At 70.6% G+C, this 4,360-nt stretch carries 3 protein-coding genes and 1 pseudogene; 3 read left to right on the top strand and 1 reads right to left on the bottom strand.

Annotated elements, in window-relative coordinates; translation table 11 throughout:
- A pseudogene (locus tag ON30_RS28085) lies at positions 1–363 on the top strand (NAD(P)H nitroreductase); the annotation flags it as partial.
- Between the two features lie 109 nt (positions 364–472).
- A complete protein-coding gene (locus tag ON30_RS28080; protein ID WP_040712035.1) occupies positions 473–1,381 on the top strand; it encodes a universal stress protein in 909 nt (302 codons plus the stop codon).
- A gap of 9 nt (positions 1,382–1,390) precedes the next feature.
- Here ON30_RS28080 and ON30_RS28075 read toward each other — a convergent pair whose 3' ends face one another.
- Entirely contained in the window at positions 1,391–2,002 is a 612-nt protein-coding gene (locus tag ON30_RS28075; RefSeq protein ID WP_040712033.1) for a mycothiol-dependent nitroreductase Rv2466c family protein, read from the bottom strand.
- A gap of 151 nt (positions 2,003–2,153) precedes the next feature.
- Here ON30_RS28075 and ON30_RS28070 point away from each other — a divergent pair, with 151 nt between their 5' ends.
- On the top strand, positions 2,154–4,292 hold the full coding sequence (locus ON30_RS28070) for an MMPL family transporter (protein ID WP_083911722.1): 2,139 nt from the start codon (positions 2,154–2,156) through the stop codon (positions 4,290–4,292).
- Positions 4,293–4,360 lie beyond the last annotated feature (68 nt).

The following is a 4,360-nucleotide window of genomic DNA, read 5'->3' as shown; positions in this document are numbered from 1 at the left end:
CCCACCCGCGAGGACGCCGCGCGCGTTCCGCTCAACCGAGCGTTCCTCTCCGGCTCGGCCGATCCCGGACCGCAGGACACCGACCACGGGCATATCGTGGCGCTGCTCGGTCACGACGACTCCCCGCAATCGCTGCTGGCCTGCGGGGAGGCGTTGTCCGCGGTGCTGCTGGAATGCACCGTGTACGGACTCTCGACCTGCGTGATGAGTCATCTGACCGAACTGCCCGCCACCCGCGCGCGCGTCGTCGAGGCGCTCGGCGAACCCCACCCGCAGATCTTCGTCCGCGCGGGGCGGGCGACCGCGCCGCGGCCGCCGCGCACCCCGCGTCGCCCGATCGAGGACGTGCTGATCCGCGAGTGAGGCCGAGTCCTACGGCCCTCCCATCGAGGACCATCGCCAGCATCCGGCGGTCTCGTCCCGGACATACCGTTCGAGGTGACGAACCGCATCGACACGGAGGTCTTCGGTCATGACCAGCGAAACCGACAACCGACACCGACTCGCCACCGCCCCGATCGTCGTCGGCGTCGACGGCACGACCACCTGTGAGAACGCGATCCGGTGGGCGGCCGACACCGCCGCCCACCGCGGCCGACGACTGCACCTGGTCCACGGCCTGGGTTTGACTTCGATGCGGTCGGTGCTGGGCAGCTACGACGTGATGGAACCCGCGGTGACCGAATCGCTGCGCACCCGCGGCGAGCGGATGTTGGCGGCGGCCGTGCGCACTGCCCGCGAGGTCGCTCCGGAGGTGACGATCGCCACCGAGTTGACCGAGGAGGATCCGGCCGCCCACCTCATCACTCTGTCGGAGAGCGCGCACATGGTGGTGCTCGGGGCCAGGGCGGGCGCGGGCACCCTGTCCCATCTCGGCTCGACCCTGCTGAAGGTGGCCGCCCACGGGCACGGCGCCGTCGTCGTGGTCCACGACACCGATCCGCTGCCCGCGCTCGGCCCGGTGGTCGTCGGCGTCGACGGCAGCGGCGTGGGCGTCTCCGCGCTGGCCGCGGCCTTCGAGGAGGCCGCCGAACGCGACGCCGAACTGCGCGCTGTCCACGCCTGGAGCGATCTGGAAGAAGGCGCGTTCGCGGGAGCGGACTACCTGCTGATCCCGATCGAGGACGGCGAGACGGCCGAGCGCGCCGTGTTGGCCGAACGCCTCGCGGGATTCCAGGAGAAGTACCCCGACGTGACGGTCGTGCGCGAGGTGCACCCGAACGGACCGCGCCGCCATCTCGCCGCGCACTCGGCGGTCGCGCGTCTGGTCGTCGTCGGCAGTCGAGGGCGCGGGGGGTTCCACGGACTGCTGCTCGGTTCCACCAGCCTGTGGATCATGCAGCACGCCGGATGCCCGGTCATGATCGTGCACCCCGAGTGAGCCCGCGCGTCACCGCTTTTCGCCCGGTGTGAACGACGGCGGCCCCTGGTAGGGCCGCTGCAGCGCGGCGAAAGCCGGCTCGGTCGCCAGGGTGAGCATCGCGTCGAGGACGGCGGCGGCGCGGTCCGCGGCGGGCGGCTCGGTGAAGACCGGACCCGAGAACCCGCGTCCGTCGACGGCGAGGAGGGGACTGCCTCCGCGCCCACCGAGCACAGCCTGGCTCGCCTCGTGCGCGCGGGTGACCGCCGGGTCGAACGCCGGGTCGTCGAGTGCGCGGACCAGCTCCGGATCGAGTCCGGCCTCGTACAGTGCCGCCGCGACATCGACATCGTCGGGGCGCGCCGCCGCGGTGTGCAACCGTGCTCCCACCGCGGCGTACAGCGCCCCGAACGCGGTGTCGCCGTGGTGTTCGCGGGCCGCGGCGAACAGGCGCCCGAACCGACGCGAACGAGTGAGCATCGGCGCGTGCGCGTCGTCGACCGACTGTCCTTCGTTGAGCACAGCGAGGCTCATCTGCTTGACGGTCACCGCGTGCTCGGCGCCGGCGGTCCGCAGCAGCCACCGGGCGGTGACCCAAGCGAACGGACACACCGGATCCACATACAGGTCGATCTCGGCCATGTGTTCCTCCTTCTGATCTTCCCCGCCGCATCGGTGCGTGCGTACGCACCTTGCGCACCACAATACCCCCTGGGGTATATTCGATCGCAGACAGATACCCCAGGGGGTATGAACTCGGCAGTCGACAGAGGTGAACGCGGTGACGGACACGATGACCGAACGAACAGACCCGAGGCGAACCGGACGCGACGGGCCGATGGCCCGGCTGGGCGCGACGATGGCGGGCCACGCGCGATGGGTGTTCGGCGTATGGCTGATCGTGTTGATCGCGCTCGGCGCGGCCGCCCCGAGCGTGTTCGGCGCGTTGGCGGGCGCGGGGTGGCAGGCCGACGGATCGGAGTCGGTGCGCGTGCGCGAACTGGCCCAGCGACACTTCGACGGAGATTCCTCGGCGGCGGTGCAGATCGTGGTCCACACCGAGAACGGGACCTTGGACGACGCGCCGGCGCGGCGGGTGCTGGCGCGGGTGGCGGCCGAGTTCGCCGGGGACGACCGGTTCGCCGGCGTGCTGCCGCCGCAACCAGGCACGACCATCAGCCCCGACGGCCGCACCGGCATCCTCGTCGCGGGTGCGAACGCCTCGACCGACGACATGGTCCGCGCGGTCGACGATCACAAGCAGGCGCTGACCGCCCTGTCCGGTGACGGCGTGACCGTCTATCCGACCGGCGCCTCCGCGCTGTGGAGCGACTTCAACCGCGCCAATCACGAGGCGATGATCAAGGCCGAGTTGTTCTCCTGGCCGGTGACACTGGCGATCATGGTCCTGGCGTTCGGCTCGCTGGTCGCCGCGGGTCTGCCGCTGTTGCTGACCGTCGCGGGCTTGGTGGCTTCGGCGGGCGGGTTGGTCCTGCTCAATCAGTTCACGCCGATCTCGGTGTGGGCGATGAACTTCGCCATGATGTTCGCGCTGGCCCTGGGCATCGACTACGCGCTGTTCCTGGTCGCTCGCTTCCGGGACGCCCTGACCAAGGCGGGCGATGCCCGCACGGCGGTCGCCGAGACCATGGACACCGCGGGCAAAGCCGTTGTGCTGTCCGGACTCACGGTCCTGGTGAGCCTGTCGGCGGTGCTGATCGTCCCCGCGCCCGCGGTGCGCACCATGGCGGTGGGCATCATGGCGGCGGTGATCTTCGTCCTGGCGGCGACGCTGACCCTGCTGCCCGCGGCGTTGGGCGCGTTGGGCTCCAAAATCAACGCCGGGGCGCTCCCCTACGCCAAACGTCAACGGCATCGCTCGCCGCGATTCGCCCGTTGGGGAGAACTGCTGCACGCGCACCCGTGGCCGTTCGCCGTCGCCGCCCTGGCGGTGCTCGTCGGCCTGTCGATCCCCGCGCTGGGCCTGAAGGTGGCCATGCCCTCGATCCAGGTCGTCCCGTCGGACGCCCCCGTGCGACAGGGCTACGCACTGGTGCAGGAGCAGTTGGGCCCCGGCGCGCCGGGTGCGCTACAGATCGTCACGCCCGCGAGCGAGGCCGCCGAGACCGCGCGCCTGGCCGCGGGCGGGGAGGGCATCGCGATGGTGACCCCGGCCTACCCCGCCGCCGACGGCACGGATCTGGTGATGATGCGGGCCCTGCCGACGGTCGACCCGTCGGACGCGCGGATGGGCGCGATCGTGGACGACTTGCGCGCACGTCTGCCCGCGCAGGCACTGGTCGGCGGCGCGCCCGCGGAGAATCTGGATCTGCAGAGCGCGTTGAACCACTACCTGCCGATCATCGTGGCGGTGATCCTCACCCTGGGGTTCCTGCTGTTGCTGATCGCCCTGCGCGCCCCGCTGATCGCCGTGATCGGTACCTCGGTCAGCCTGCTGTCGACCGCCGCGGCATTCGGCGTCGCGAAGCTGATCTTCCAGGACGGCCACGGAGCGGGCCTGCTCGGCTTCACACCGCAGGGCTTCCTCGACGGGTGGGGACCGGTGTTCTTCTTCGCGATGATCTTCGCGATCGCGATGGACTACACCGTGTTCCTGCTGGCCACCGCCAAGGAGCACTACGAACGTTCCGGCGATCCGAAGACCGCGCACGTCGACGGCCTGGCGCATTCGGGGCGGGTGATCTTCGCCGCCGCGGCGGTGATGGTCGCGGTGTTCTTCACCTTCGCGTTGGCCCAACCGCTACCGCCCAAGGAGATGGGCATCATCCTCGGGGTCGCCGTTCTGCTGGACGCCGCTCTCGTACGTCTGGTGCTGCTGCCGGTGCTGCTGCGACTGACCGGCCGCGCCGCGTGGTGGTCGCCCCGATGGCTCGACCGAGTTCTGCCCGCCATCACCTTCGCCCATCGCTGAACCGCCTGATCACATACCCCTCCGGGTATTATCGACAGCGAAGGAACACGGATAAGGGAGAACAAACC

This window comes from Nocardia takedensis NBRC 100417, assembly GCF_000308695.1.
GTDB classification, from domain to species: domain Bacteria; phylum Actinomycetota; class Actinomycetes; order Mycobacteriales; family Mycobacteriaceae; genus Nocardia; species Nocardia takedensis.
This window is presented reverse-complemented; position numbering and strand designations above follow the sequence as displayed.

What these genes read in the sequence shown, in the direction of transcription:
- ON30_RS28075 (WP_040712033.1), bottom strand. Translation starts at nt 2,002, where the DNA reads ATGGCCGAGATCGACCTGTATGTGGATCCGGTGTGTCCGTTCGCTTGG.
- ON30_RS28080 (WP_040712035.1), top strand. Translation starts at nt 473, where the DNA reads ATGACCAGCGAAACCGACAACCGACACCGACTCGCCACCGCCCCGATC.
- ON30_RS28070 (WP_083911722.1), top strand. Translation starts at nt 2,154, where the DNA reads ATGACCGAACGAACAGACCCGAGGCGAACCGGACGCGACGGGCCGATG.